General features: G+C 64.6%; 24 protein-coding genes and 4 pseudogenes. 13 read left to right on the plus strand and 15 right to left on the minus strand.

Translation table 11 applies throughout. The features are described from left to right. Positions 1–60 precede the first annotated feature (60 nt). From MYA_RS31095 to MYA_RS14105, 4 genes are all read left to right on the plus strand, one after another. Entirely contained in the window at positions 61–381 is a 321-nt protein-coding gene (locus tag MYA_RS31095; RefSeq protein WP_148278558.1) for a hypothetical protein, read from the plus strand. Positions 382–480: 99 nt separating this feature from the next. Further along, positions 481–2,589, plus strand: coding sequence for a site-specific DNA-methyltransferase (locus tag MYA_RS14095; protein ID WP_041493922.1), 2,109 nt, complete (start codon positions 481–483; stop codon positions 2,587–2,589). A 3-nt stretch (positions 2,590–2,592) separates the two neighbouring features. Next, positions 2,593–5,190, plus strand: a complete 2,598-nt coding sequence (locus MYA_RS14100) for a DEAD/DEAH box helicase (RefSeq protein ID WP_014723877.1) — start codon at positions 2,593–2,595, stop codon at positions 5,188–5,190. Positions 5,191–5,593: 403 nt separating this feature from the next. Further along, the gene (locus MYA_RS14105; RefSeq protein ID WP_041493923.1) at positions 5,594–6,643 is read left to right on the plus strand and encodes a DUF3592 domain-containing protein; all 1,050 of its coding nucleotides are present in this window, start codon (positions 5,594–5,596) and stop codon (positions 6,641–6,643) included. A 22-nt stretch (positions 6,644–6,665) separates the two neighbouring features. Here the strand turns inward: MYA_RS14105 and MYA_RS32590 are convergent. Together MYA_RS32590 and MYA_RS32595 are read right to left on the minus strand one after the other, a co-directional pair. Beyond that, positions 6,666–6,722: pseudogene (locus MYA_RS32590) on the minus strand (CGNR zinc finger domain-containing protein); the annotation flags it as partial. Next, positions 6,723–6,860 (minus strand): annotated as a pseudogene (locus tag MYA_RS32595) (CGNR zinc finger domain-containing protein); the annotation flags it as partial. On the opposite strand from MYA_RS32595, the pseudogene MYA_RS29795 reads away from it, so the two are divergent. Beyond that, positions 6,859–7,041 (plus strand): annotated as a pseudogene (locus tag MYA_RS29795) (alpha/beta fold hydrolase); the annotation flags it as partial. The pseudogenes MYA_RS32595 and MYA_RS29795 overlap by 2 nt on opposite strands. A 10-nt stretch (positions 7,042–7,051) precedes the next feature. Here the strand turns inward: MYA_RS29795 and MYA_RS32600 are convergent. Then, positions 7,052–7,193 (minus strand): annotated as a pseudogene (locus MYA_RS32600) (aldehyde dehydrogenase family protein); the annotation flags it as partial. Between the two features lie 72 nt (positions 7,194–7,265). Further along, positions 7,266–8,906, minus strand: coding sequence for an L-lactate permease (locus MYA_RS14110; protein WP_011886442.1), 1,641 nt, complete (start codon positions 8,904–8,906; stop codon positions 7,266–7,268). 334 nt (positions 8,907–9,240) lie between these two features. Between MYA_RS14110 and MYA_RS14115 the strand changes: the two genes are divergently transcribed. Then, positions 9,241–9,546, plus strand: a complete 306-nt coding sequence (locus MYA_RS14115; RefSeq protein WP_011886443.1) for a DUF4148 domain-containing protein — start codon at positions 9,241–9,243, stop codon at positions 9,544–9,546. 54 nt (positions 9,547–9,600) lie between these two features. Here MYA_RS14115 and gshA read toward each other — a convergent pair whose 3' ends face one another. Then, positions 9,601–11,214, minus strand: a complete 1,614-nt coding sequence (gene gshA / locus MYA_RS14120; RefSeq protein WP_041493924.1) for a glutamate--cysteine ligase — start codon at positions 11,212–11,214, stop codon at positions 9,601–9,603. Here gshA and MYA_RS31705 point away from each other — a divergent pair. After that, entirely contained in the window at positions 11,201–11,416 is a 216-nt protein-coding gene (locus tag MYA_RS31705; RefSeq protein ID WP_014723884.1) for a hypothetical protein, read from the plus strand. The two genes, gshA and MYA_RS31705, sit on opposite strands and share 14 nt — an antisense overlap. 361 nt (positions 11,417–11,777) lie before the next feature. Here MYA_RS31705 and MYA_RS14130 read toward each other — a convergent pair whose 3' ends face one another. Next, positions 11,778–12,776, minus strand: a complete 999-nt coding sequence (locus MYA_RS14130; RefSeq protein WP_014723885.1) for a DNA-3-methyladenine glycosylase family protein — start codon at positions 12,774–12,776, stop codon at positions 11,778–11,780. Beyond that, a complete protein-coding gene (ada, locus tag MYA_RS14135) occupies positions 12,773–13,864 on the minus strand; it encodes a bifunctional DNA-binding transcriptional regulator/O6-methylguanine-DNA methyltransferase Ada (RefSeq protein WP_014723886.1) in 1,092 nt (363 codons plus the stop codon). The genes MYA_RS14130 and ada overlap by 4 nt, the downstream gene beginning before the upstream one ends. 426 nt (positions 13,865–14,290) lie before the next feature. On the opposite strand from ada, the gene MYA_RS14140 reads away from it, so the two are divergent. Continuing rightward, a complete protein-coding gene (locus MYA_RS14140) occupies positions 14,291–14,704 on the plus strand; it encodes a VOC family protein (protein WP_011886447.1) in 414 nt (137 codons plus the stop codon). A 10-nt stretch (positions 14,705–14,714) separates the two neighbouring features. Here MYA_RS14140 and MYA_RS14145 read toward each other — a convergent pair whose 3' ends face one another. The 3 genes from MYA_RS14145 to speG form a co-directional block, all read right to left on the minus strand. Beyond that, on the minus strand, positions 14,715–15,269 hold the full coding sequence (locus tag MYA_RS14145; RefSeq protein ID WP_014723888.1) for a YaeQ family protein: 555 nt from the start codon (positions 15,267–15,269) through the stop codon (positions 14,715–14,717). 177 nt (positions 15,270–15,446) lie between these two features. Then, positions 15,447–15,794 (minus strand): surface attachment protein Sap1, encoded by a 348-nt coding sequence (sap1, locus tag MYA_RS31835; RefSeq protein ID WP_011886449.1) that lies wholly within the window; start codon positions 15,792–15,794, stop codon positions 15,447–15,449. A gap of 489 nt (positions 15,795–16,283) precedes the next feature. Continuing rightward, positions 16,284–16,826 carry a spermidine N1-acetyltransferase gene (gene speG, locus MYA_RS14155; protein ID WP_014723889.1) on the minus strand — a complete coding sequence of 181 codons (543 nt, stop codon included), beginning with the start codon at positions 16,824–16,826 and terminating at the stop codon, positions 16,284–16,286. 151 nt (positions 16,827–16,977) lie between these two features. On the opposite strand from speG, the gene MYA_RS31940 reads away from it, so the two are divergent. From MYA_RS31940 to MYA_RS32420, 4 genes are all read left to right on the plus strand, one after another. Further along, complete coding sequence (locus MYA_RS31940) at positions 16,978–17,148, plus strand: hypothetical protein (RefSeq protein ID WP_006489933.1); 171 nt, start codon at positions 16,978–16,980, stop codon at positions 17,146–17,148. Between the two features lie 109 nt (positions 17,149–17,257). After that, the gene (locus MYA_RS14165) at positions 17,258–17,506 is read left to right on the plus strand and encodes a DUF2795 domain-containing protein (RefSeq protein ID WP_014723890.1); all 249 of its coding nucleotides are present in this window, start codon (positions 17,258–17,260) and stop codon (positions 17,504–17,506) included. 112 nt (positions 17,507–17,618) lie between these two features. After that, a complete protein-coding gene (locus tag MYA_RS14170) occupies positions 17,619–18,977 on the plus strand; it encodes a sensor domain-containing diguanylate cyclase (protein ID WP_011886452.1) in 1,359 nt (452 codons plus the stop codon). A 148-nt stretch (positions 18,978–19,125) separates the two neighbouring features. Beyond that, complete coding sequence (locus tag MYA_RS32420; RefSeq protein ID WP_256976788.1) at positions 19,126–19,248, plus strand: hypothetical protein; 123 nt, start codon at positions 19,126–19,128, stop codon at positions 19,246–19,248. Between the two features lie 92 nt (positions 19,249–19,340). Here the strand turns inward: MYA_RS32420 and mnmE are convergent, their stop codons facing one another. Then, positions 19,341–20,735, minus strand: a complete 1,395-nt coding sequence (gene mnmE, locus MYA_RS14175) for a tRNA uridine-5-carboxymethylaminomethyl(34) synthesis GTPase MnmE (RefSeq protein ID WP_014723892.1) — start codon at positions 20,733–20,735, stop codon at positions 19,341–19,343. 336 nt (positions 20,736–21,071) lie between these two features. On the opposite strand from mnmE, the gene MYA_RS14180 reads away from it, so the two are divergent. After that, positions 21,072–21,509: a transcriptional regulator gene (locus MYA_RS14180; protein ID WP_011886455.1), complete on the plus strand. Its 438-nt coding sequence runs from the start codon at positions 21,072–21,074 to the stop codon at positions 21,507–21,509. 117 nt (positions 21,510–21,626) lie between these two features. On the opposite strand, the gene yidC is transcribed toward MYA_RS14180, so the two are convergent. The 4 genes from yidC to rpmH form a co-directional block, all read right to left on the minus strand. Next, positions 21,627–23,291 carry a membrane protein insertase YidC gene (gene yidC / locus MYA_RS14185; protein ID WP_011886456.1) on the minus strand — a complete coding sequence of 555 codons (1,665 nt, stop codon included), beginning with the start codon at positions 23,289–23,291 and terminating at the stop codon, positions 21,627–21,629. A gap of 8 nt (positions 23,292–23,299) precedes the next feature. Beyond that, the gene (yidD, locus tag MYA_RS14190; protein ID WP_011886457.1) at positions 23,300–23,566 is read right to left on the minus strand and encodes a membrane protein insertion efficiency factor YidD; all 267 of its coding nucleotides are present in this window, start codon (positions 23,564–23,566) and stop codon (positions 23,300–23,302) included. 75 nt (positions 23,567–23,641) lie between these two features. Beyond that, positions 23,642–24,103, minus strand: a complete 462-nt coding sequence (gene rnpA, locus MYA_RS14195; RefSeq protein ID WP_011886458.1) for a ribonuclease P protein component — start codon at positions 24,101–24,103, stop codon at positions 23,642–23,644. Positions 24,104–24,118: 15 nt separating this feature from the next. Next, on the minus strand, positions 24,119–24,253 hold the full coding sequence (gene rpmH / locus MYA_RS14200) for a 50S ribosomal protein L34 (protein WP_004198824.1): 135 nt from the start codon (positions 24,251–24,253) through the stop codon (positions 24,119–24,121). Between the last annotated feature and the right edge of the window lie 128 nt (positions 24,254–24,381).

Genomic DNA, 24,381 nt, shown 5'->3' on the forward strand with positions numbered 1-24,381 from the left:
CGGCGTTCGGCAGGCGCAGAGCGGGCACAGCGGCACCGCGAACGTAAGGAGCACGACGGCATGAAGCAAATCAGCGTGACGCTGCCGTGCGACCTGCACTCCGCGCTACGCGAACTTGCCAAACGCACGCGCAGCGGCGAGCCTGTCGATTCCGTGCTGCGCGAGATTTTCCCGGTCCCGCCGGTCACAACGCCCGCAGCACCAACTACACCTGCCACGCTCACAACACCACCGGTCCCCAAGACGCCGACCGCACGTCCGACACCGCCTGTGCCCAAAATCACGGCGTTCGAGGCCAAGCTCGAAATGCTGCCGGGCCACCTGCCTGCATGGCGGCAGTGGCTCCTACGGCGGCTATTGCCTCCCCTGGCCAGCCACTGACTTACCGGTTGGCGACCGTAGCGCATGCTTTTTGCCAGAAAGCATTGGTAGCTTGGCATAATTCAGCACATTGCCTCAAAAGATGAAGGAAACGACGCTGTGTCTCGATTGACGGACCTGATAGCCCAGGCCAAAGCCAAAGACCATAAACTGGGGGCGGACTTAGAGCGTGAAATCAATGTCTTGCTGGAACGACTGCCCTTCGGCCTAAACTTCGAGCGCCACAAGCCGGAAGCCGTCGAACTGCCCCTCCGCCCCATCCGCAAGGGCGACAAAGTGCGCGTGCTGGCGCCGCGCGGTTCATTGGAGAAAGGCGACCAGCGCCTCTGGCAGGTAGCTAAACTTCGCAAGGACGGCGACCGCAGGACGGCGGACCTAGAACTCTACAAGGGCGAGCAACCTGAAGCGCAGACCGTGCCGCTGGATGACTTGGTGGTGGTAGCCGAGTTTGGCGATAAGATTTTTCCTGGCCTAGTCAGCACGGGCAAGGTCGAGCGCGGTGGTGACCGCCCGTATCACACCGTCATCAACGGCGAGAACTACCACGTCCTGAAGGCATTGACCTACACGCATCGTGGAAAGGTCGATGCCATCTATATCGACCCGCCGTACAACACCGGGGCGAAGGACTGGAAATACAACAACGATTACGTCGAAGGCGATGACCTGTACCGGCATAGCAAGTGGCTCGCATTTATGGAGCGACGCTTGTTAATTGCACACGAACTATTGAACCCGGACAATTCCGTCTTGATAGTCACAATCGACGAGAAGGAATACTTGCGCCTTGGTTTACTTCTTGAACAGACGTTTCCTGAAGCAAACATTCAGATGGTCACGAGCGTGATTAATCCAAGCGGTTCCTCTCGTGCTACAGGTTTTGCGCGCACTGACGAGTACCTATTTTTTGTGTTCTTTGGTTCCGCAAATGTCAGCAGGACATCTTGCGATATGCTGAACCAACCACAGGAAGTTCAAGATGTTCGATGGGACGGCCTTCTTAGAACCGGCTCGGAAAGCCTGCGCCGAGATAGACCAAATATGTTTTATCCCGTGTTCTTTACGAAAGCGGGAAAATTTCATTCTGTTGGCGCACCTCTGCCACTGGACAAGTCTCGCGAAGAGATAACCGTGCCGGAAGGATGTGTAGCTGTATTTCCGATAACGAACGGAACAGAAAGGCGCTGGCGTATCAGCCATGAGTCGCTGAAAACGGCCATATCCAAAGGATTCATCCGTTTTGGCCCGATAAGAGAGGATGGTGGGAGGACGTTGTATTACATTGCCTCAGGAACTCAAGCTGCGATTGAGAGTGGCACCATTGTGCCGATAGGCAAGGACGAAGATGGTGCACTGATTCTTCCAAGAATTATCAGACAAGTAACGCCCTTTACTACGTGGAATCAGCCGTCGCACAGCGCAACAGATTTTGGCTCTACCCTTCTCGGAAGAATGCTTAATCGCAGGAAATTTCCGTTCCCGAAATCTCTGTATGCCGTCCAAGACGCATTGAGATTTGTTATCGCAAATAAACCTGACGCTGTAATTCTTGATTTCTTTGCAGGGTCTGGTACTACTGCACATGCAATTATGCGTCTCAACCGCCAGGATGGCGGCAGACGTCAGTGCATATCCGTCACCAATAATGAAGTTGCTGCTGATGAACAAAGGGCGCTACGTCAGCAAGGCTTACGGCCAGGTGACGGTGATTGGGAAAAATTCGGCATCTGCGATTACATCACCAAGCCGCGCGTAGCCGCCGCCATCACGGGCATGACGCCCGATAACGAACCCATCAGGGGCGACTACAAATTTATCGACGAGTTCCCGATGTCTGAAGGCTTCGAGGCCAACGCTGAGTTCTTCACGCTGACCTACGAAACCCCTGTCGCGGTCAATCACAACATTGCCTTCGCACGCATCGCTCCGCTGCTATGGATGCGCGCAGGCAGTCGCGGCAAACGCATCGACAAGCTGCCGCCCGATGGTTGGGCTGTGGTCGAAGCCTATGGCTTGCTTTCCGAAGTGGACGCCGCCGACCCATTTGTGAACGCAATCAAGAAGGCCAAGGATGTGCGCATGGCCTTCATCGTGACCGATGACGACCGGCGCTTTCAGAACATCGTGCGCCGCCTGCCCAGCCATGTTGAGCCAGTACGTTTGTACGAATCGTATCTGACCAACTTCAGTTTCATGAACGGGGATTAAGGGATGAAGTTCACCCTAAAGGACTATCAGGACAAGGCGGTACGCGAGGTCTTGGAAAACATCAAGAAAGCACGCAAGCGTTGGCATGAGGACAAGGAGCGCAACGCCTTTTCTCTGTCCGCCGTGACGGGTGCGGGTAAGACGGTAATGGCCGCTGCCGTGTTCGAGGCGCTATTCCACGGTAGCGAGGAGCTTGGCTTCGAGCGCGACCCTGGCGCAGTCGTGATTTGGTTCAGCGATAGTCCGGCGCTGAACGAGCAAACGCGCTTTCGCTTCATGGAAGTGTCCGACCGTATCAATCCTTACACCGATTTGAAGGTAGTGGAGTCCGACAACTTCAATCGCTCCAAGTTTGAGGCCGGGAAAATCTATTTCCTGAACACGCAGAAGTTTAGCCAAAACAGCCTGCTGGTACGCGGCTTCGAGCAGGAGACAGACCCGCGTCAAGGCGTTTTGCCCGAAACTCGCCCCGACTTGCGCGCCTTCACCCTTTGGGACGTCATCAAGAACACCATTGATGACCCCAGCTTGACACTGTATTTCGTACTGGACGAAGCGCACCGTGGCATGGGGCGAGCAACCGGCGCAGCAGAGCGCGCGACCATCGTTACCCGTCTTATCAATGGCGAAAAGGGTATTCCCGGCTTGCCTGTCGTTTGGGGTATTTCCGCTACGGTCCAGCGATTTGAGGATGCCATGCGGGTTGCCCAGAAGCGCACGCGACTTGACCCAATTGTGGTCGATTCCACGCTGGTGCAGGAGTCTGGGTTGCTCAAAGACACCATCATTCTCGACATACCAGAAGGCGCGGGCGACTTTGATACGCTGCTGGTACGCCGTGGCACTGACCAGCTCAAACAATCCACGCTGGCATGGGCCGAATACGCCAAGACGCAGGAGGATTCCCCTCGCGTCATCCCGCTGATGGTGCTGCAAGTGCCCAACAACCCCAATGCCAATGACATTGCCAAGGCACTGGACACTATCTTTGAACGCTGGCCTGATTTGCCCCGCGATTGCGTGGCAAACGTCTTTGGCGAGCACCGCACTGAGCAGTTTGGCGACTTCGCGGTCCCCTATATCTCGCCCGAGCAGGTGCAAGACCATGCTTGGATACGTGTATTGATTGCCAAGGATGCCATCAGCACCGGTTGGGATTGCCCACGCGCCGAAGTGATGGTGTCGTTCCGACCCGCCACCGACCAAACCCACATCACGCAGCTATTGGGCCGCATGGTGCGCACCCCGCTGGCACGGCGAATTCCGGGCAATGACATGCTGAACTCTGTCTATTGCCTGCTGCCGCACTTCGACAAGGACACGGCAAAGGCCGTGGTCAATGTGCTGATGACGGGCGACGATGACACGAAGCCCAAATTCGGGCGTGTCCTTATTAACCCCGCCACGATGCAGCCAAACCCGAATGTGTCGGAACCCGTATGGGATAAATTCGTATCCCTGCCTTCGCAGACACGTCCCCAGCAAAGCGCGAAACCCGCCAAGCGACTGACGGCGCTCGCCCAGGAGTTGATTACCGACGACTTCCTGCCCGGTGCAGGCAGAAGAGCGCACGACATGATGCACAAGGTGCTGGATGAGGCGCGGGAGAAATTCAAGGACAAGATAGAGACCAAGCGCACGGCGGTTCTGGAAATTGAAGGCGTAACGGTCAGAGGCAATATCAAAGACCAGGCTATGTCGTTGGACGGGTTTTCCGAAGTCGCAGACATGGCCGTGATACATGACATGTTCCGGCGCGCAGCACGCGTGTTCAGTCTGCCCATCGCCAAGTCGTATGCACATTACTTGGCGCTGCAATTGGCAGAACCCGGCGACCAAGACGACCTGGAAGAAAAATTGATGGAAGTCGAGGCAGAAATCGCTGCCTTGGGACTTGTAGGCGAGGTGCAGCCTTTCTACGATGCCGCCGCCGACCAATACGCCACGGCATGGTTTACCGAGTACAAGCCGCGTATCAAGCAGCTTTCCGACGACCGGCAAGAGGCTTACCGCGAGATTCTGGAGATGAGCGCGGAGCCGCAAGACGTGGACATGCTCAAACCTTCGACCAAGGCCGAAATGACAGCGGTACGCGAGAACGGGCAAGACATGCCCATTCCCACGTACCCGCGTCATCTGCTGTGCGATGAACAGGGCAACTATCCGGCACAGCTCAACTCCTGGGAAGTCGCTGTGCTGAAACAGGAAAGCCAGCGCCCAGGTTTTCAGTTTTGGTATCGCAATCCCCAGCAGCCTGGCCCATCGTCGCTGGGTATCGCGTATCAGGACAATGACCAATATTTGATACTGCGGCCAGACTTCATCTTCTTTGCCGAGGAAGGTGGCACTGTAGTTGCAGATTTGATAGACCCGCATGGTATCCACCTCAGCGATGCCCTGCCGAAGTTGCGTGGCTTGGCAGAATACGCTGCTGCGCATCATCCCAGCGCGTTCCGGCGCATTGAATCCGTGGCCGAGGTCAAGGGCAAACTTCGCGTGCTGGACTTGACCAGCGCCGAAGTTCGCGATGCCATCTTCGATGCGACTTTGACTGCGACGGGCCTCTTTGAAGGTCCGTTGGCATCGGATTACCTAGCCTAGCGGCCACGAAGCTGGTTCGGCCTACATGCTTGCAGGAAACATGGCTTTCGCTCAGACTATCGTAGCGTTGCTGCAATTTTGCTGCACTTGCCCCGGCAAAGTGCGGGAACCTGAGGTAAGAGGCGGTAGGCTAACTGTTTGATTTTTATAGGGTGAGGCCAAAAACTCCCCTCGGCATAAGGCGTTTGGAACCGACTCTTAATCCGTAGGTCGAGTGTTCGAGTCACTCACGCCCCACCAGGAATTCAAAAGGCCGGTCAGCGCAAGCTGACCGGCCTTTTTCCATTCCGGCGTCCATCGGCTCCTCCGCGCGCTCCGCCGCAGTACTTTCCGTTAGAATCGTCCGACAAAAATCACATAACCGGCACGACGATCGCCGCATCGCGGCCGGCACTGAGAGAGCATGGGACGGCAGACATGGAAGCATGTGAACCAGACGCGACCATTGAGAGGGCATGGTCACGCACAAATCGGCGCGCGGGTCGAAGCGCGCTATCCACCCGATCGCATCCGCCCCCGTTACATGACGCGCGTCGCGGATCCGGTCATGCTGCGTAAGGACGCGCTCGTTGCATTCGCGCTCGGAATCGCGCTGCTCGTGATCGCAGCGGCGCTCGCCGTTACCGCGAGCCGCGCGACCGGCGGGCTGCTTCGCGCATCGGGCACCATCGTGCGCATCGTGCAGGACAGCGACGCGATGCGCGCTTACCGGCCGATCGTCGCGTATCTCGCGAGCGACGGCCGGCGACGCGAAGTCGCCGGCGACACCGCGTCGGCCGTCCCGGCCTACGACATCGGCGAGAACGTCGACGTGCTGGTCGATCCCGCCCATCCGAACCGCCCCGTGCTGATCGACGATTTTGCGCAACGCTGGTCGCCGGTCGCGGTACCGGCGCTGCTCGCGGTCGTGTCGCTCGCGATCGGCTGCGTGCTGTACGTGGACGAGCGCCGCAATCGCCGCCCCGGCGCACCGTTCGCCGCATCCGGCCGGGACGCCGCGCGGCGGCGATGGAACATCGCGATCGTGCTGATTCCGCTCGCGCTCGGCACCGCGTTCATGGCCGGCGCCGGCGCTGCCGGCTTGCGCCAGTGGCAGGCCGCCCGCCATTACGCGCATTCGACCGGCCATGTCGTCGAGATCGCCGAACCCGCGGGCGCGTCCCGCAACCGCGCGTCGCTCGATTCCGTCAGCGTCGCGTTCACGACCGACAGCGGCCGCGCGGTGACCTTCGAGCAAAGCTCGGCCTCCCCGCATCCGCGGCTGTACGAAGGCGAACGCGTCAACGTGCTGTACGACCCCGTCGCGCCCGAACGCGCGATCATCGACCAGTTCTGGGACCGGTGGAGCGTGACCGCAATTCTGTTCGCGATCGGCGCACCGTTGTTCGTCGCCGGGCTGGTCGCGGCCAGCGCGCTGTGGCCCGAACCGCGACTGCACGAAATCGTCGAATGACGGATGGGGCGCGCCGCACGCTTCACCGCAGCCTGAATGCCTCCACCTTTGCGCGGTTGCCGCATGTGCGCATGTCGCATCAGCGGCGGCCGGCGCCGCGGCCGCGATCGATGAAGAACCACGTGCAGCGGGCGCATTGGCGCACGCGCGCGAAGTCATCGCTGCGCAGCAGTTGCTCGAATCCGAGCGCGGCCACGTCGATCCAGCGCGACGCGGCGCCGCCGGGCTTTCCAGTGCGCATCGTATGGGGCGAGGACGACGGGTGGATTCCGCTCGAACAGGGGCAGGCGCTCGCCGATCGCATAGCGCACGGCAAGCTGATCAAGGTGCCGCGAGCAGCTCACTTGGTTCAGGAAGATGCGCCCGAGGCGATCGTCGCCGCCATGTTCGATCGGTGAACGCTCGCGCCGGCACTTCTCGCACCTTGACGCTGCCCACCTCCAACCCGGTGATGAAGCGCGTGATGTGATCGAAGCGACTCGTGCATACCGACGACGGCAACACATAGTCGCCGCCGTTCGACATCCCGATCGCCTTCATCGATATCGCGACAGCAAACGCCCCATCCTCGCACTCGCCTGCGCCTTCCAAACGTCTGCTCACGCCAACGTCGCCCGCCCCCCTACTTCGGCAACGCCGGAATCATCCACGTCAGCACGTGCTGCTGCAGGAACACGAGCACGCCGAGCAGCAGCGTGAGGATCACGCTGTGCCAGAAGGTGCGCGCAAACACTACGCCCTCCTGCCCTTTCAGGTCGGTCGTCGACACGCCCGTCGCGATGTTCTGCGGCGAGATCATCTTCCCCATCACGCCGCCCGACGAGTTGGTCGCGGCCATCAGCACCGGATCGAGGCCGAGTTGCCGGGCCGCAACGACCTGCAGATTGCCGAACAGCGCGTTGCCGGACGTGTCGCTGCCCGACAGGAACACCGCGATCCAGCCGAGCGACGCCGACACGAGCGGAAACAGCGCGCCGGTCGACGCGACGCCGGTACCGAGCGTGTAGCTGATGCCCGAGTAGTTCAGCAGGTACGCGAGCCCGACGATCATCATCACGGTGACGATCGCGATCCACGTCTGTCGCCAGGTCTTGACCACGCATTCGAAGAACGCGCCGATGCCCGTGCGCGTGAGCAGTGCCGTGATGATCGCCGACACCAGGATCGCGGTGCCCGTACCGAGCGGCTGGAAGTCCCAGATCGCCGCATACGGCTTGTGGTACAGCGATACGAACACGGCGTTGTGCAACCCCGGCCACTTGATCTTGACGTCGCCGATCGCCGCGATGTTCGCGTGCACCCAGAAGATCACGACCACCGACACGACGAGCCACGGCAGCCAGCCGCCGAAGCCCGCGCGCGCGGCGCCGGCCGTGGCCGGCACGCTGCGCGCGAGCGCGTATTGCGGATCGGGCTGCGGCTTCCACAGCTGCAGGAAGCCGATCGTGACGATCAGCGACGTGAGCGACGACAGCACGTCGGTGAGCTGGTAGCCGAGGAAATTCGACGTGACGAACTGCGCGATCGCGAAGCTGCCGCCCGACACGAGCAGCGCCGGCCACAGCTTCGCGATCGAGCGCAGCCCGCCGTATGCGCCGACCACGTAGAACGGCAGCAGCAGCGCGAAGAACGGCAGTTGCCGGCCGACCATCGCGCCGAGCGTCGCGGGCGGCAGCGACGTGACCGCGCCGAGCACGGTGATCGGCACGCCGAGCGCGCCGAATGCGACCGGCGCCGTGTTGAACACCAGCGTGTAGGTCAGCGCTTCGAGCGCGGGAAAGCCGAGCGCGATCAGCAGCGCGCTGGTGATCGCGACCGGCGTGCCGAACCCGGAAATCCCTTCGAGCAGACAACCGAACGAGAACGCGACGACGAGCAGCACGAGGCGACGATCGTCGGGCAGGTTGTCGAGCATCCACTGCCGGAACTGGTCGAAACGACCCGACTTCACCGCGATGTTGTACAGCAGCAAGGCATTGAACACGATCCACATCACCGGCACGACCGCGAGCGCCATGCCTGCGCCCACCGCGTTGAACGCAAGGCCGGCCGGCATGCCCCACGCGCCGATCGCGACGGCGAGGCCGGCGACGAGGCCGGCCAGCGACGCCTGCCACGCGGGCCGGCGCAGCACGCCGAGCGCGATCAGCGCGACGGCGATCGGGATCACCGCGACGACGAACGACAGGAGCAGCGAGTCGGCGACGGGCGTCAACGGCTGGACGAACAGGATGCCGGGCGGCAGGGCTGCGGTGGGATTCATCGTGTGTCGTGTCTCCGATCCGGTACCAGACGTACATTCGGCGGCCGCTACGCCCGGCCGACGCTTGCGCATGCAACCATGCGGCAAGGCCGACCGACCGGTCGCTCAAATGAGGTTAGGAGGCCGGTCGCGCTTGTACAAGGAGGGCAAGCCCGATGCGCGTCCGAATCGTTGCGCGGGCGTCGGCGAAGGGTCCGAGCAATGTTGCACAGCGGGAAAAGGTGCGTGACGGCGAGCGGGATGTTTCGTTTGGGCTCCGAAGCCTAGACTCGCTGCATCGATTCCGCCCGCGCCGGCGACGACGCGGCTCCGGAAACTTCACGGAGCAGACACGATGAAAAACCTGAAACTTGCGGCCTGCGCGTTGCTGCTGATCGGCCCGGCGCTCGCTGCCCACGCCGAGTCGACGCTGACGCGCGCCCAGGTACGCCAGGAACTCGCCGAGCTACAGGCGGCCGGCTACCGGCCGAGCCTCGTCAGCAGCCCTGACTTTCCGGAGAACATGCAGGCCGTCATGCAGCGCGCCGCCCAGGCCCGCGCCGACGCCGCCGGCCACGGCAACGACGGTCATGCGAGCGTCGAAGCGGGCAAGCCGGCTACGCCGGCCGTGGTCGATCGCAGCACGTACGCGCATCACTGAAGCAGGTGCCGCCGGCGCGTGAACCGCGACGGACGGCAGCTTCGGCTGCGGCCATCAAACGCTGAAGCGGTTCAGCGTATAAGCGCGATAGGCGGCGACGAACGCATCGAACGACCCGGCCTCCTTCGCTTCGAGTTCGGCCTGTTCGGCCAGCGACTTCGCCGCGAGCGCCTGCTCCGCGCGCATCGCCTCCGCCGAAGGCGGGTTCGCACGGAAATGGGCCGCATGCGCTTCGCTTTGCGCGAGCGCGAACGCGAGGAACGATTGGCCGTTCTCGCGCATCGTGCGCAACACACGCGCCGACGGCGTGCGTTCCGGATCGGCCAGCTTCTCGCGCTGCGCGGCGATCGCGCGCGCATGCTCGTCGCCGCCGCGGATCTCGTCGAGACGGCGCCCGACGGTTTCGATATCGGCCATCAGGTCGTCGGCCCATGCCTGCAGCGTGACCGGCTGGCCGTCGCGCGTCAGCGTGAGCCCGGGCTTGCGCCCGTCCATCGTCACGCTGCCGAAGTTCGCGTTCGCTTCCTTGTGCGCATCGCAGTCGAGCGCGGGGCTGTCGTCGAGCGCGCACGCCAGCAGGAATGCGTCGATGAAGCGCGCGGTGTCGAGCGCGATGCCGGTCGGCTCGAACGGGTCGATGTCGAGGCACCGCACTTCGATGTACTGCACGCCGCGCGACGCGAGCGCATGCAGCGGACGCTCGCCCGAATAGGTGATGCGCTTCGGCCGGATCGTCGAGTAGAACTCGTTCTCGATTTGCAGCACGTTCGTGTTGATCTGAATCCACTCGCCGTCGCGATGCGTGCCGATCGCCTCGTACGCCGCATACGGCTCGCTGACCGCCTTCGACAGCGCGTCGAGATAGCCGGGCAGCGTGTTGTAGTCGACGTGCAGCGCGGCCTGCGCGGTCGTGTTCGAGTAGCCGAGATCGCTCATCCGCAGGCTGGTCGCATACGGCCGGTACAGCGTGTCGGCGTCGAACGTGTCGAGCCGGTGCGGTTTGCCGCGCAGGAAGCGCGTGTCGAGCACCGGCGACGCGCCGAACAGGTACATCAGCAGCCAGCTGCGGCGGCGGAAATTGCGGATCAGCGCGAGATAGCGCTCGGACTGATAGTCGACCAGCGTGGCCGTCGAGCCTTCTTCGGCATGCAGGCGCCGCCACACTTCCTCGTGCAGCGAGTAGTTGTAGTGAATGCCGGCGATGCACTGCATCGTGCGGCCGTAGCGATAGGCGAGGCCGCGGCGGTACACCGTCTTCAGGCGGCCGATGTTGGACGTGCCGTAGTCGGCGATCGGGATTTCGTCGTCGGCCGGCAGCAGCCCCGGCATCGACTCGTTCCACAGCATCTCGTCGTCGAGCGACGCATACACGTAGCGATGCAGATCGTCGAGGCGCGCGAGCGTCAGCGACGCGTCGCTTTCGGCCGGCGTGATCAGCTCGATCAGCGCTTCCGAGTAATCGGTGGTCAACGACGGGTGCGTGAGTGCCGAACCGAGCGCGCGCGGATGCGGCGTGAACGCGATCATCCCGTCGCGCGTCACGCGCAGGCTTTCCTTTTCGATGCCGCGCAGGCCGTCGGGCAGATGCTGCCGCGTCGGGCCCGAGCTCAGCGCTTCGAGACGATTCAGCAGCAGTTCGGACTGGCGGTGAGTCATGGTGTTCGGCATGGAGACGCAAGTGCGTGACGGCCGCGCGCAGAGCGCCGCGCGGGCCGGCTGGATTATGGGTCGCTTCATTGGTAGCGGGCACTTTAACATCTCGCCGACACACGCGCTTGAGGTGGCTCACGGCCGGCCCGGCCGCCTGCAGCGGGCCGCCGCGCGGGCGATCGCGGCGATTGCCGCTGGCGCGGACGAGCATCCGCTATAACGCCGGGCGCGGCCCTCGCGCGGCTTTCGTCGGGAGGATTGCGCGGTGCAGGATGCGGCGCGAAGAGGTGGAACCGGTGCCTTGGTGCCGTCGCTGCTGGCGCTGCCCCGCCCACCTCGCTGCTGGCGCACCTCGACCATGACCACGCCCGCGATGCAGACGGTTACTGCGGTGGGCTGGGGCTGCTATGTGTTGGTGCAGATGCCACCGCACGGCACCTACTCGCCGCCCGCATCTTACCCACGTCGTTAGAGCCTCGGCACGCCGCCCCCACGCGCACCCCGAAGCGAATCACACCGCGCCGATACCGACTGCGCGACGTCGCTCGCCGGTCGCATCCGCCCACCAACCGCCGCGAGCGTCATCCCCCGCGCGCGCCTCCCGCCCGGTCAGCCACGTCGTTCCACAGATGAAGCGCCGCATACGCGCGCCACGGCCGCCACGCTTCGGTTCGGCGTTTCTGGCTCGCGAGCCGGTCGAGCGACGGATCGCGGGCGGCGATCGACTGCATCAGCACGAGATCGGACGCCGGCCATGCATCCGGATCGCGCCACGCGCGCATCGCGATGTACTCGACGGTCCACGGCCCGATGCCGGGCAGCTCGAGCCATGCGCGCCGCAACGTCGCGAGGTCCGCATGCGCCGGGTCGAGCGGCACGTGTCCGTCCGCCACTGCGCGCGCCATGCCCGTCAGCGCGGCCGCTCGTTTGCCGGGCATCCCGATCTTCACGAGATCGCACGCGGCAAGCGCGTCGGGCGTCGGAAAACGCCATGCCGGCGCGCCGTCGTCGTCAGGTGTCCCGTCGTCCCGCACGACACGCTCGCCGGCGCGCTGGACGAGCCGCCCGACGATCGTCGTCGCGGCCTTCACGCTCACCTGCTGACCGACGATCGCACGCACCGCCAGCTCGAATCCCGACCATGCGCCCGGCACGCGCAGCCCCGGCGCGGCGTCGACGAGCGGCGCGAACCACGGATCGCGCGCGAGCCCGCTGCCGATCGCGGCCGGATCGGCAGCGAGATCGAACATCGATGCGACACGGCGCGCGAACGTGCCATCGACATGGTGCGCTGCCGCGCCGTCGACCGTCGCAATCAGACAATGCCGGCGCGGATGCTTAGACACGGTGAGCCGGCCCGCGTCGCCGTTCAGCTCGACGACGCGGCGATACACGCCGTCGGCGACCTGCTCGACGCCCGGAATCGCGCGGCCGCTGAAGAACCGCAGCACGCGCGCCCAGTCGTACGGCGCGTTGAAGCGCAGCTCCAGCCGCGCGGGCGACGGCACCGCGCCGCCGCGGTCGCCGCTATCACCGCTATCGCACTCGCTCGCCGCGAGCGTGGTCTGTTCGATGCTCAAACTGCGTTGCCCTCCTCGATGACCTCGGTTTCATCGGCACCCGCATGGCGCGCCTCGGCTGCCAGCAGCGTCGCCTTGCGACGCACGCCCCACCGATATCCGGCGAGCGCGCCGCCCTTCTGCACGACACGATGACATGGAATCGCGAGCGCGACCGGGTTCGACGCGCACGCCGCCGCCACGGCGCGTACCGCGCGCGGCGCGCCGAGCGCTTCGGCGATGTCCGAATAGCTGCGCGTTTCGCCGTACGGGATATGCGTGAGCGCCTCCCACACGCGCTGCTGGAACGCGGTCGGCGCGATGTCGAGCGGCAGGTCGAACGTATGGCGCGTGCCGTCGAGGTACGCGCGGATCTGCGCAACGAACGGTGCGACGCGCGACGGTGCTTCGACGAGCTCGGCGCGCGCGAACGCGAGCTTCAGCTCGGCGACGAGCGGCGCCGCCTCGTCGCCGAACGCGATGCGGCAAATGCCCTGTGCGGTTGCGGCGACGAGCACCATGCCGAGCGGCGTGGCCGCGCTCGCATAGTCGATGCGCAGGCCGGCGCCCTGGCGACGAAACGCGGACGGCGCCATCCCCAGCTCGCGCGGCACCGACGCATAGAGCCGCGACGGCGAATTGAAGCCCGCGTCGACGGCCGCCTGCGTGACCGGCTGCCCGCTTTGCAGCGCGTCGCGCAACGCCGCGCCGCGCTGCGCGGCCTGGTACTGCCGCGGCGACACGCCGACCACCCGCTTGAACAGCCGCTGCAGATGAAACGGGCTCAGGTGGACGGCGTCGCTCAACTGCTGCAGCGTGAGCCGCTCCGGATGCGCGTCGAGCACCGCGCACGCGCGGTCGACGATTTCGAGCTCGCGCGGCAAGCCCTCCGGCCGGCAGCGCTTGCACGGGCGGAAGCCCGCCGCGCGCGCGGCGGCCGGATCGGCGAAAAAGGAAACGTGCTCGCGCCGCGGCAGCCGCGACGCACAGCTCGGGCGGCAGAACACGCCGGTCGTGCGCACTGCATAGAAGAACGTGCCGTCCGCATGCGCGTCGCGCGTGGTGACGGCGGCCCAGCGGGAATCGTCGGTCGAATAGGGGGTATTCATCTGAACCTCGCACCTTCCAGTGTAGACGGTGCCTACTCTAGACATCGGCGCCGGCCGTCGCGCCCCGGATCTTGCTCTGTGATTCGCGCCGAAAATCGGGGCGCATCGCCGACGATCAGTGCGACGAAAAAATCCGGCAGGCGCTTCTATGGCAGCACTTTAGTCATCACCGCGTCATCGTTTTGTTGCAATGCGGCTGCGACAAATCGCCGTCCTGACGGTTTTTTGCACTCGGAATATTGCAACGCACCATGACCGTGTGTATAGTTGGAACTGTCTCCTCCATGTCTCCTCCTGATATGGATTAAGCCCGCTCCGCACTGCGTGAGCGGGCTTTTTTTCGTCCGGCGATCGGGCCGCGCGCCGGCAGCCGTCGTGGGCGCGGTCTACACTCGGTGCACGCCATTCGCGAAGGAGTGCCCGCTCATGAAACCGACCATCCGCGCGATCGATCACGTCGTGCTGCGCGTGGCCGACATGGCCGCCATGACGCGATTTTACTGCGACGCCCTCGGCTGCCACGTGGAGAAGGAACAACCCGATCTCGGCCTCGTGCAGCTACGCGCCGGCGATGCCTTGATCGACCTGCTGTCGGTCGGCGGCCCGATCGACCGGCCCGACAGCGGCCCGCCCGGCACCGGCCGCAATCTCGACCATCTGTGCCTGCGCGTCGAGCCGTTCGACCCCGACGCGCTGATCGAGCATTTCGCCGCGCATGGCGCGCGCCCCGGCACGCCGGCCGAACGCTACGGCGCCGGCGGCTACGGGCCGTCGATCTATCTGTTCGATCCCGAAGGCAACATGCTCGAGTTCAAGGGGCCGCCTCCCGCCCACGGCTAGGCGTCGGCCGTCACGCGTCGCCGCGCGCCTTCAGCACCGTCCATTCGACTGCGATGGGATCGTGGTCGGCGCTCGAGATCCAGGCGGCGCCGTCCTGCACCGTGCACTGCAGGCGCATCGTGCGCTCCGCGAGGCGCCCGAGCGCTGCCGCGACACCGTCGTCGAGCGACAGCACCTGCACGTTGCGCAGCCGTTCGACCTTGCTGCGCACGCCTTGCCACCAGATGTCCGAGGTCTTGCCGCCGTACGCGATCACCGTGACCTGGCCGGCGCGGCCGGCCGCCTTCGCGATGCGCCGCTCGTCCGGCTGGCCGGCCTCGATCCATACGTCGATCGCGCCCGTGAGGTCCTTCTGCCACAGGTCCGGTTCGTCGACGTCCGACAGCCCCTTGCAGAATTCGAGGCGCTCGTGCGCGAACAGCGCGAACGCGACGATGCGCACCATCATCCGCTCGTCGGTTTCCGACGGGTGACGGGCCACCGTCAACGCGTGATCGGCGTAGTAATGCCGATCCATGTCGGCGATTTGCAGTTCGGCTTTGTAGATCGTGGATTTCAGCGCCATGCGGATGCGGCCCGGGCGGGCATTCGGTTCGGTCGGGTCGTGATGATACCGAATGCGCGGCGTGCGTCGCCGGGCGGCAGCGTCACAGCACGACGGCCCGGCGGGAACCGGGCCGTGGTCGAGCCGCGCCGCCGACGCTGCGGCGCCGGCGTGCGGGTGCGAGAGGAACGCGTGCGGTTACTGCTTGACGAAGCGCGAGTCGGTCCAGAGGCCTTGCTGATCGCTGTTCTCGGCGCTGACGAACTGCACGTCGCCCTGGTCGACCGACACCACGCGGAAACGCTGGCCTTCGGGTACCGACAGGCAACGGTAGTCGTCGAAGTACTGCTGCTTCGCCTGCGACTGGCCGTCACGCTCGTGGCTCAGTACGGAGTCCAGATTGTCCTTCGACAGGCAACCCCACGCATTCTTCGTCAGCTGGATTTCCTGCGTCGGCTTGACGGCCGAATCGCCGCCGGCCTGAGCCACCGACACCGCGCAAAATGCGCCGACGACCGCAAAAAGAATACCGGTTCGCTTCATCATGTTCTGTCTCCATGCTTGCGGGCGCCAGCCTGGTTTAGCTATGTGTTTAAAGGTGATCGCGCACCCGCGTTTTTCACTTTAGAAGACCGGCAAGCGATAGCAAGCACATTTGTTGTGCGATCGCAATAGCGGCGTATTGTCGCACCCGCCGCGCACCCGATTTTTGGCGGTTCGCGGCCGGGTGCCGGATTTTCCGGCACGGAGCGCGACGCCGCGGCGCCCCGCCTGCCGCGTTATCCAGCAACCCTTTCAGCCGAATTACGCCGCGCCGCCTGAACGGTTTGGATAATTCATTTCAGTCGCCCGACCTGATTGGTGCAACGCACATAAAGTCGCGGGCAACGATATGAATTTATCGCGCTGCCGCAGCACAAAATCCGGTAACAAGAAAAATGCCAGCTATAAGCGCGCGCGTATTTATCCGTATTTTCCCGCATGCGCAGGCGGTCCATCCGCCGCCGCCCATTTTCCGCTTTTACCGACGCTTATTCAGTCGGCCGCCTGCCGTTCGAAATAGTCCCGCTGGAAGATGCACATCCGAAACGCGTTGTGATAAGACCCGTTTCCGAAAAATTCTTCCCTCAATTCCGCTTCGTGCTGGAATCCGCATTTCTCGTACACGTGAATCGCCGCCGCATTCGACGTATCGACGATCAGGTACAGCTTGCGCAGGTTCAGCACCTTGAATGCATATTCGATCGCAAGCCGCGTGGCCTGCCCCGCGTACCCGCGGCCCTGGCATTGCGGTGCGATGATGATCTGGAATTCGCCGCGGCGGTGGATGTAGTCGAGCTCGATCAGCTCGACGAGGCCGACCAGGTCGTCCCGCGCATCGACCGCGACGAAACGCCGTTCGCGCTGATCGTGCACGTGGCGATCGTACAGCTGCGACAGTTCGGAGAAGGTTTCGTACGGTTCCTCGAACCAGTAGCGCATGATCTTCGCGTCGTTGTTCAATTCGTGTACGAAGCGCAGATCCTGGCGCTCGAGCGGCCGTAGCGCGAGCGTGTGCTTGTCGTTCTGGAGTTGCATGTTGGTTTCCTTTTCGATGCCCGCGTACGCGCGAAACGCCGCTGAGACGCGACGTTCTAACGCCGCGTTCCGCACTGTAAGAAGTTGACCGCGGGTGAAGCTCAGAGCCTAGAATGGAAAGGACGGTTCCTGCCACCGCACGGAGGCTATCGTGATCGAGCAAGTCATACTCGGCATCTTCCTCGTACTGCCACTCGTGATCGTGGCCGCGCTGTTCTCCGATGAACTGTGGCAGGAACACCGGCGCCAGCATCCGCGCGACGAGAACGCGCCGCACATCGACTGGAAACATCCATGGCGTCGCGTGCGACGCGGCCATTGAATCGCTCGCCATGCGGTTTGCCTACGGCTGCCGGTCGCCCGCAGCGATGCGGGCGCCGTTGCCGTGCCCTCATGACCACCCATTGCCGCTCAACCCACGAGACTCCGCTGTGAACGACAAACCTGTTCTGCCTTCCCACGATATCCCCGCCGAAGCGATCGACCTGCAGATCGCCGACGTGCTCGCGTCCGTTCGCTACCCGGCGAACAAGGATGCGCTCGTCGACGCCGCGCGCGACGCCGGCGCGAGCAACGAAGTGCTGTCGATGCTGGATGGCCTCCCGGAACAGGACTACGCGAGCGTCGACGAAGTCACCCGCCTGGTCGCCGGCAACTACGGGCCGGGCCTGGGCGTTTGAGCGCGCACCAATAACGCGATAGGATCGGGGCCGCACCCGTCGCACCGCGGCCGGATGCATGCCGCGCCCGGCATCGAGCCGGGCGTTCCGGCACGAGAGCGCAGGGGGCGCGATGGAAGGCATCCTGATCCAGCATACGACGGGCCGTCAGCTGTGGTTCGGCGCACTGACGGCGCTCGTCATCGTGCTCGCGCTCGCGATCGCCGTGCCGCAGGCGAACGTCGCGCTGCCGGCCGTCGAGCCGTTCATGCCGATGTGCGCGCTCACCGTGTTCACCACCGCGAGCATCGCGGCGTTCTTCCTCGGCGCCCAATTCACCGTCACGCGCCAACCCGTGCTCGGTGCGCTCGGCGGCGCTTACGCGTTCACCGCGTTGGCCGTCGCGCTGCAGCTGCTCACCTTCCCCGGCGTGTTCGCGCCGCATGGCCTGCTCGGCGCGCGCCCGCAAAGCGCTGCGTGGATGTGGGTCTTCTGGCACACCGGCTTCCCGTGCTTCGTGATGGCCGCGCTGGTCGCGCGCGAGCGGTTCACGCGCGTGCCCGTCGGCGCGGCGCAGACGCGCCTGTGGACGCTCGTCCTCGTCGGCGGGCCGGCCGTCGCGGCGGCGCTGCTCGGCGTACTCGCGTTGAACGTGGCGTTGCCGCCCGCGCTGCAACCGCCGGACGCCGCCGCATTGCTGCCCGTGAACGCCATCGGGCTCGCGGTGTGGATCGCCAATGCGCTCGCGCTGGTGACGGTGCTGGCGGCCGGCCGGTTGCGCACCACGCTCGACCTGTGGCTCGCGATCGCCATGCTCGCCTGCGTCACCGACACGACGCTGAATCTGCTGACGACTCATCGCTTCACGGTCGGCTGGTATCTCGCGCGCGTGTTCAGCATGTTCACGCCCGGCGTGCTGGTCTGCGTGCTCGCCTGGGAAGTGACGAAGCTGTATCAGCAGCTGTTCGAGGCCCACACGACGCTCGTGCGCTCATCGGCACGCGACGGGCTGACGGGCGCGTTCAACCGCAGTCACTTCAACGATCATTTTCATACGCTGTTTCTGCAGGCGCGGCGGCAGAGCGAGCCGTTGTCGCTGCTGATGGTCGACGTCGATCACTTCAAGGCATACAACGACGCGTTCGGTCACGTGAAGGGCGATGCGTGCCTGATCGCGGTCGCGCAGGCGCTGGCGGGCGCGGTACGGCGGCCGGCCGACATCGTCGCGCGCTACGGCGGCGAAGAGTTCGCGATCGTGCTGCCGAACACCGGCGCGCGCGGGGCGCGCATCGTGGCCGACGAAGCACGCGAAGCCGTGCTGCGGCTCGACCTGCCGATGCCCTCGTCGCCGACGGGCCGCGTGAGCGTCAGCATCGGCTGCGCGACCGTGTCGGCCGATGAACTGTCGACACCCGATGCGTTGATCGAAGCCGCCGACGGCGCGCTGTACCGCGCGAAGGATGCGGGGCGCAACTGCGTGGTGATGGGGTGAAAACGTCGGAGGAATCGCAGTTGTTACGGTCAATGTGACCGGAATAATCCGCCGTTACCGATTGCGGTTCGGCGAAACGATCGCTTACAGCCGGTGCCGACCGCGCTCGCTATGCTCGATTCATCTCGAATCCGCGCAGGTGAGCACGATGAAGAAAACCCTTTTGCTGATTGCCGGTGTAGCCGTGCTGTTGAGCGGCTGCATCGTGGTGCCTGATGGTGGCGGGTATTACGGTGACGGGTATTACCATCACCATCGTCATTGGGATTGATTGCGTGAAGGTCCGGCCGCTTCGCGGCGGACCTGAGCGGCGCGGCGGGCCGAGGCCGGCGATTGGCTCGCAGCAGCCGGCCTCGGAACCGGTCACTTGCCGATACAAAACCTGCTGAAAATCACCCCCAGCAGATCGTCCGACGTAAATTCCCCCGTAATCGCATTGAGCTGCTCCTGCGCGAGCCGCAACTCCTCCGCGAACAAATCCAGCGACTGCGCGCGCTGCTCCGCGTGATCGGCCGCCTGCGCCAGATGTTCCTGCGCCGCGCGCAGCGCGATCAGATGCCGCTCGCGCGCCAGATAGACGCCTTCGGCGCCCGCCTGCCATCCGGCGATCCGCAGCAGCTCCGCGCGCAGCATGTCGATGCCGTCGCCGCGCTTCGCCGACAGATGCACTTCCGTCAGATCGCCTGCCGCCGCCGGATGCTCGACGCACGCCGGCACGCCGGTCAGGTCGGTCTTGTTCAACACGCGCACGACCGGCACGCCGTCCGGAAAGCGCGCGGCGATCGTCTCGTCCTCCGGCGTCATCCCCGTACGCGAATCGAGCAGATGCAGCACGACGTCGGCGCGCTCGATCTCGCTCCACGTGCGTGCGATGCCGATCCGCTCGACTTCGTCTTCGGTCTCGCGCAAGCCGGCCGTATCGATGATGTGCAGCGGAATCCCTTCGACCTGAATCGTCTGCGCGACCTTGTCGCGCGTCGTGCCCGCGATCGGCGTGACGATCGCCAGCTCCGCGCCGGCGAGCGCGTTCAGCAGCGACGACTTGCCGACGTTCGGCTGCCCTGCGAGCACCACCGACAGGCCCTCGCGCAGCAGCGCGCCCTGCCGCGCGTCGCCGAGCACATGCGCGAGCTGCTCGCGGATCTTCGCGAGCTTGCCGCGCGCATCGGCCGCCTCGAGGAAGTCGATTTCCTCTTCGGGGAAATCGAGCGTCGCCTCGACGAGCATCCGCAGCGTGATCACGTCTTCGACCAGCGCATGGATCTGCCGCGAGAACGCGCCGTCGAGCGAGCGGCCCGCCGAGCGCGCCGCCGCCTCGGTACTCGCTTCGATCAGATCGGCGACGGCCTCGGCCTGCGCGAGGTCCAGCTTGTCGTTCAGGAACGCGCGACGCGTGAATTCGCCCGGCTCCGCGAGCCGCAGCCCGAAGCCGCGGCCGGCATCGAGGCAACGCTGCAACAGCAGCTGCATCACGATCGGCCCGCCATGACCTTGCAGCTCGAGCACATGCTCGCCGGTGTACGAATGCGGCGCGGGGAAATACAGCGCGATCCCGCGGTCGAGCGGCGCGCCATGCGCGTCGACGAACGGCACGTAGCTCGCGTGGCGCGGCGCGAGCCGCTGCCCGCACAACGCGTCGCTCAACGCCTGCGCGGCCGCCTCGCCGCCGCGCCCGAACGACACGCGGACGACGCCGATGCCGCCCCGGCCGGCGGCAGTGGCAATGGCGACGATCGGATCGGAATCGGTAGCGAGCATGGGAGTCGGATGAATCTGGTGAGCGGACGGTGAATGCTGCGCCCGTACAACACTTTGGGCAGCAGGACGCCGGCATTGTAGCGTGCCGGCCCTCATGCCACCGCCCGTTGCGTGGGCCTCGAACTCGGCCGAATTTATCCCGCCAGGGATAAGTCGAGTACCAACACAGCCTGACCTAGCCTGCTTGTTTCGGACACGTCTGCCCACCAGAACGGGCGAACGCTCGGGTCCCCAATTCCATTGCGCATACGTCGACAGGATGGGATTCGTCTGAACAGGCTATGTTTAGCCCGTGCGGTTGTCTGATAAGCAACAGGGGAATTGCACAATCACCCCATGCCGACACCCGAAGAAAAAGCTGCGTTCTCGGAACGCCTGAAATTCGCCCTGCGGCGCAGCCCGGAGAAGGTCACTGGCGCGACGGAACTCGCGAACCGCTTCAATCTGCGCCACCGCGGCGAGCAGCCGGTTTCGCCGCAAACCGCGCACAAGTGGCTGACGGGCCGCACGATTCCCACGCCGGACAAACTCGAAACGCTGGCCAATTGGTTGCGCGTCGAACTGCATTGGCTGCACTACGGCCCGTCGCCGAGCCTGAACGAGCACGCGACGCCACAACCGCTACCGCGCGACGAGCGCTATCCGCCGACTGCAGAGACGATCGAACTCGCGTCGAAGATCGAGGCGCTGGCGCCGCATCAGCGCTACCTCGTTCAGGAACTGATCGAGCAGTTCTACGGCGGCGATGCGAAAGCCGACGCGAAAAAGGCCTGAACGTCAGCAGCCGAACCGGCAGCGGCCGCGCCCAAAACAAAAAACCGCATGGATCGCTCCATGCGGTTTTTTTACGTGCATCGCGAGCGGCCGGACCGCCCGCGCGTGCAACGGGCCTCAGGCCGGCTTCTTCTTTACGCCGCCGAGCTTGCGCGTGATGTAGTACTGCTGCGCGATCGACAGCACGTTGTTCACGACGTAGTACAGCACCAGGCCGGCCGGGAAGAAGAAGAACATCACCGAGAACGCGATCGGCATGAACTTCATCATCTTCGCCTGGACCGGGTCCGGCGGCGTCGGGTTCAGGCTCGTCTGCACGTACATCGACACGGCCATCAGCACCGGCAGGATGAAGAACGGATCGCGCTGCGACAGGTCGTGAATCCACAGAATCCACGGCGCGCCGCGCATTTCGACCGACGCGAGCAGCACCCAGTACAGCGAGATGAACACCGGAATCTGGATCACGACCGGCAGGCAGCCGCCGAACGGATTCACCTTCTCGGTCTTGTACAGCTCCATCAGCGCGGCGTTCATCTTCTGCGGATCGCTCTTGAAGCGTTCGCGCAGCGCCTGCATGCGCGGCGTGATTTCCTTCATGCGCGCCATCGACTTGTAGCTCGCGGCCGACAGCGGGAAGAACACGGCCTTGATCAGGATCGTCAGCAGCACGATCGCCCAGCCCCAGTTGCCGACCACGCCGTGGATCTTCTCGAGCAGCCAGAACAGCGGCTTCGCGATGATCGTCACCCAGCCGTAGTCCTTCACCAGCTCCAGGCCCGGCGCGATGCCTTCGAGCATGCGCTCTTCTTCCGGACCGGCGAACAGGCGCGCCTGCACGTCGGCCGACTGGCCCGGCGCGATCGCGGCCACCGGCTGCTTCACGCCGACGCGATACAGCGACGGATCGATCTTTTCCGCGTAGATGTCGCGCTTCACGCCCTGCTGCGGAATCCATGCCGAGGCGAAGTAGTGCTGCACCATCGCGACCCAGCCGTTGTCGGCGGAGTTCACGTAGTCGGCCTTGTTCTTGTCGAGGTCGCTGAAGTTGATCTTCTGGAAGTGCTTCGCGTCCGTGTAGACCGCCGGCCCGAGGAACGTATGCGAGAACATCGGCGTTTCGACCGCCGTGTTGTCGCGCACCAGCTCCATGTAGACCGTCGGCGTGACCGGCGCGGTGCCGACGTTGTCGATCTTGGTGTCGACGCCGATCACGTAGCTGCCGCGCGTGAACGTGTAGGTCTTCACGACCTTCACGCCGCCCTTCACCGGCGACTCGAACGACAGCTTCAGGGTGTTCTGGTCGCCCGTCAGCGATGTCGCGCCCGGATTCAGCTGCGTGTACACGTCATTGTGGTTCGGGAAGTCGCCGCCGAGCAGGCCCGTGCGCGCCAGATACGTGTGGCCGGCCGTGTGATCGAACAGCGTGATGTACAGGTCCGGCTGCTTGCCGTCGCCCTGCTTCTTCAGCGTGAGCTTCGCGAGCGTGCCGCCGCGCGTGTCGATTTCGCCGTCGTACACGTCGGTCGAGAACTTCACGAGCTGCGCCTGCGCGGCCGGTGCCGTCGTCGCCGGCGCGGCGCCGGCTGCCGCTGCGGCGGGCGCTTCACCTGCGGTCGTCGTCGCGCCCGTGCCCGATGCGCCGCTCGCGGCCGCGGGGGCCGTCTGCGTGGCGCTCGGGAAGAACATCGACGGGCGTCCATGGTCGCGCTGCCAGTTGTCGTACAGCATGACAGCTGACATGAAGAAGATCACCCATAGGACGGTGCGTTTGATATCCATGCGTTGTCTCAGAGTCGATGGGACCGCGCGTCGGCTTCGCCGCGAGCGCGAATGTCGGAGTTGGGCGGCGGGACGAGGTCGATGCCGCCCGCGGAAAACGGATGGCATCGGCACACGCGCCTGACGGCGAGATACGTGCCGCGCGCGGCGCCATGATACTGGATTGCCTCGCGCGCGTAATCCGAACAGGAAGGATAAAAACGGCAGCGGTCGCCGAGCATCGGGCTCACGGCAACCTTGTAGAAGCGCAGCAACGCGATCAATACCGTTTTCATACCTTGGGCGGCGCCGTGAGACGCCGCGTCAAAACCGGCCGGGCGGACGCGCACGCCGCACCACGGACGGATGCGTCACTCGGACGCGGGCTTCGACGCCCGGCGCGCGATCTCCCGGGCCGCCCTGTCGAGCAACTCGCGGATTTCGGCCGCGCACATCGCCGCGAGCGGGGCGGACGCCGCGCTCGGCAGCGCTTTCTTGTCGAAGCGCGTGTGCTGCCGCAGCAGCAGGTCGTAGCCGGCGAATTCGGCCCGGCGCAGGCGAAACGCGTCGCGCGCCAGCCGCTTCACGAGGTTGCGGGTCACTGCACGCGGCGCATACTTCTTGCCGATGACGAGCCCCAGACGGGCGGGCTGGCCGGTCGGCTTGCCGTAGATCACGAAGTGCGCGGAGCGCCGCCAGGGGCGCAAACGAAAAACGGATGAAAATTCATCCGTTTTCAGAAGTCGCGCAGCTTTCGGGAAGGCGGCTTTCGTCTGCGACGGATTCGCACCCGGCTCGACGGCACCTTCCGCGGCACTGCGGACGGCGGACACAGCGCGCAACCTGCCTTAGATGGCGAGGCGCTTGCGGCCCTTCGCGCGGCGAGCGTTGATGACCTTGCGGCCGCCTGCAGTCTTCATGCGGACACGGAAGCCATGGGTGCGCTTGCGGCGCGTCACGGACGGTTGGTAAGTACGTTTCATGATGTTCTCACTTGTTCGAGAATGTCGAAATTCAGGGGACCGCGTGCCCTTAACCGTAGGCATTCGGGCGAACGCAATCGCCGGGAATACAGGATTGGTTTTCGCGGAACCCGCTATTTAAACCGTTT

This window comes from Burkholderia sp. KJ006, from assembly GCF_000262695.1.
GTDB classification, from domain to species: domain Bacteria; phylum Pseudomonadota; class Gammaproteobacteria; order Burkholderiales; family Burkholderiaceae; genus Burkholderia; species Burkholderia vietnamiensis.

Bases quoted from the DNA above. Each gene is read 5' to 3' on its own strand.
- MYA_RS14140 (WP_011886447.1), top strand. From the start codon at position 14,291: ATGAAACCGACCATCCGCGCGATCGATCACGTCGTGCTGCGCGTGGCC.
- MYA_RS14145 (WP_014723888.1), bottom strand. From the start codon at position 15,269: ATGGCGCTGAAATCCACGATCTACAAAGCCGAACTGCAAATCGCCGAC.
- sap1 (WP_011886449.1), bottom strand. From the start codon at position 15,794: ATGATGAAGCGAACCGGTATTCTTTTTGCGGTCGTCGGCGCATTTTGC.
- MYA_RS32420 (WP_256976788.1), top strand. From the start codon at position 19,126: ATGAAGAAAACCCTTTTGCTGATTGCCGGTGTAGCCGTGCTGTTGAGC.
- MYA_RS31095 (WP_148278558.1), top strand. From the start codon at position 61: ATGAAGCAAATCAGCGTGACGCTGCCGTGCGACCTGCACTCCGCGCTA.
- rpmH (WP_004198824.1), bottom strand. From the start codon at position 24,253: ATGAAACGTACTTACCAACCGTCCGTGACGCGCCGCAAGCGCACCCAT.
- MYA_RS14170 (WP_011886452.1), top strand. From the start codon at position 17,619: ATGGAAGGCATCCTGATCCAGCATACGACGGGCCGTCAGCTGTGGTTC.
- yidD (WP_011886457.1), bottom strand. From the start codon at position 23,566: ATGAAAACGGTATTGATCGCGTTGCTGCGCTTCTACAAGGTTGCCGTG.
- yidC (WP_011886456.1), bottom strand. From the start codon at position 23,291: ATGGATATCAAACGCACCGTCCTATGGGTGATCTTCTTCATGTCAGCT.
- MYA_RS14180 (WP_011886455.1), top strand. From the start codon at position 21,072: ATGCCGACACCCGAAGAAAAAGCTGCGTTCTCGGAACGCCTGAAATTC.
- MYA_RS14105 (WP_041493923.1), top strand. From the start codon at position 5,594: ATGGGACGGCAGACATGGAAGCATGTGAACCAGACGCGACCATTGAGA.
- gshA (WP_041493924.1), bottom strand. From the start codon at position 11,214: ATGCCGAACACCATGACTCACCGCCAGTCCGAACTGCTGCTGAATCGT.
- MYA_RS14115 (WP_011886443.1), top strand. From the start codon at position 9,241: ATGAAAAACCTGAAACTTGCGGCCTGCGCGTTGCTGCTGATCGGCCCG.
- ada (WP_014723886.1), bottom strand. From the start codon at position 13,864: ATGAATACCCCCTATTCGACCGACGATTCCCGCTGGGCCGCCGTCACC.
- MYA_RS14110 (WP_011886442.1), bottom strand. From the start codon at position 8,906: ATGAATCCCACCGCAGCCCTGCCGCCCGGCATCCTGTTCGTCCAGCCG.
- mnmE (WP_014723892.1), bottom strand. From the start codon at position 20,735: ATGCTCGCTACCGATTCCGATCCGATCGTCGCCATTGCCACTGCCGCC.
- MYA_RS31705 (WP_014723884.1), top strand. From the start codon at position 11,201: ATGGTGTTCGGCATGGAGACGCAAGTGCGTGACGGCCGCGCGCAGAGC.
- MYA_RS14100 (WP_014723877.1), top strand. From the start codon at position 2,593: ATGAAGTTCACCCTAAAGGACTATCAGGACAAGGCGGTACGCGAGGTC.
- speG (WP_014723889.1), bottom strand. From the start codon at position 16,826: ATGCAACTCCAGAACGACAAGCACACGCTCGCGCTACGGCCGCTCGAG.